This window comes from Thermostichus vulcanus str. 'Rupite' (genome assembly GCF_022848905.1).
GTDB lineage: Bacteria > Cyanobacteriota > Cyanobacteriia > Thermostichales > Thermostichaceae > Thermostichus > Thermostichus vulcanus_A.
The window spans coordinates 1-2,028 of sequence record NZ_JAFIRA010000106.1; the positions used below are offsets into that span (position 1 = coordinate 1).

Annotated in this window: 2 protein-coding genes; one reads left to right on the forward strand and one right to left on the reverse strand. The window is 52.2% G+C overall.

Annotated elements, in window-relative coordinates; translation table 11 throughout:
- Nucleotides 1-706, reverse strand: a 706-nt coding sequence (locus tag JX360_RS17275; RefSeq protein WP_244353469.1) for a ParA family protein, incomplete at its 3' end; no start/stop codon positions are given.
- Nucleotides 707-1,135: 429 nt separating this feature from the next.
- On the opposite strand from JX360_RS17275, the gene JX360_RS17280 reads away from it, so the two are divergent.
- Nucleotides 1,136-2,028: hypothetical protein (locus JX360_RS17280; protein ID WP_244353471.1), on the forward strand; the 893-nt coding region annotated here is incomplete at its 3' end.

The window sequence follows — 2,028 nt, forward strand, 5'->3', positions numbered from 1 at the left end:
TTCTGTTTCTATCACGTAGGACTTTGTAGACTTCATCTGCAACAGCAGAGATGCCAACGAGTTCGGTAAGATCCCGTTGATTGGGGTCAAAGTCAATAACTAAAGCTTTCCAACCTTGAATAGTCAGAGTAGCCGCTAAGTTGATCACTAAAGTTGTTTTCCCTACACCACCTCTGTTGTTGTAAACTGAGATTGTTAGACTTCGCTCAGGATGATCTATTTTTTGCTTCATTTTCTGCACTATCTCATCTACATTCTCAGAGCTAATGGGCGTGCAGGTGGTAGCTGGGAAGATGGCTCGACCATGCTTGCGAAAGAGCTGGATATGATTAGCATTGGTGAGGATCCCCCACTGAGCTGAATGAATACATTTTGGAGCTAGCAGATAGGTCTCCAGTTGCTGTTGGGTTTCGATGTAGCTCTTACTGCCCGGACTGAGATACCAGTTTCTTCCCTTTAGCTCTACGAGTACGTTTGGATTTTTCTTGGTTTGGAGGAAAATGTCGGCGGTTGAGGTGTTCTTCCGCAGAGCATAGTCAACAGCGCTCCCACCAAGAGATTGTACCTTAAATTGAGGGACAGTTTCTCCCTGTTGAAAGCCCAGCGCCTCGAATAGCTTTGGAGAAAAGATGTTGCTAACAATGGATTCTGATGCATCTTCGGGGAGAACACGGAGGGCATGCTGGAGGGGGCTGGAAATTTCCATAGTTAAGACTGCCAATGAGGAGCAGGTAGTGTAAGACACGTTTACTGGGTCTGGTAAAACATTTTACCGCTAAATTGTGAAGGGGCTTTCAATCTTTTAATAAAGGAGCAATGTTTTTCAGGAAATCAGCCTTGTGACCATTGCCTCAGGTGAAGGTTCCTTGCAGGACTAGATGGACAGAACCATAACGCGGCTATCCCCGTCTTCAGCGAAGGGCAGGGCAGGATAGCGGGCAGGCTGAAGGGTTCAATGCCCTGAAGACTGCCGACTAATGTGAATGTGACCATCCTTGACTGCGTGGGAAGATGCGCAGCTAGGACAGACAGGCATGGGAGCAGGACACCGTGAAACTCTACTTCTCCATCGTTACATCTTGGGTACTACCCCGGAGACGAAGATAAAGTAGACCTGTCGGGTTAGGTCAAGCGTATGCCGTTTCTCATGGCGCTACTGGTAGGGCTGTCCTTGCTGTTTGCCACTGGCTCTGCCCAAGCCCAAACCCCCTTTTGCCCCCATGCCAGCCTGCGCTTTGAGTCCATTCTGGCGGTGGATGCCAACCGAATCTGTGAAGCGGCTGCCCCCTGGTCAGAAAGAGGCTTTCGGGTGCTGGTTTATCTGACGGATGCACGGGATCCCACTGAAAATGCTTGGTTTGAGCGGATTGACCGCGTGGAAGCCGAAGCCGGACTACGGGATCTTTCTCAAGCGGATTTTTATGATCGCAACGGGTTAACCCTGGCCGCCAGCACCGACACCACCCTGCCTTGGGGCTTCAACATCACCTACGGCGAAACCCTCTACGGTACCCGTCTCGATACCTCCGACCGCGAGTACGAACGCCTCAGAAGCGAAGTGCGTAACCTGCTCCGCCGTGGGGATCCCTCACAAGCCCTAGTGACCGGACTGACGGAGAGCTATACCCTGGCCTATCCGCCGCCCGCTTCCCCCTGGCTGTTGGGAGGTGTAGGGGCAGGCACCGTGGCTGTGATCGGCAGCATGATCTATCTGCCCAAACAGCGCCGCCGCAAACAACTCCAAAACCAAATCCAGGCCCTGCAAGCCTCTGTCGCAACCCTGCTCCTGGCCTTAGAACACCTGTTGCCCAGCGAAAACCCGGAAGAGATGATCTTTTATCGCCTCTACCTAATGCTGGGGGGGGATCGCTACCCCTATCTGGGATCCCAAATTTTGAATGCCCTGCAAAAGTGCCGTCGCTCCCTCACCCAAGCCTTTTTGGTGCAAGGACAACTGTCCGACCAAACTGCTACAACCCTCCCCGAACTGGAGCAACAGGTAGAAGCCTGGGAACGCCTTTACGTCAG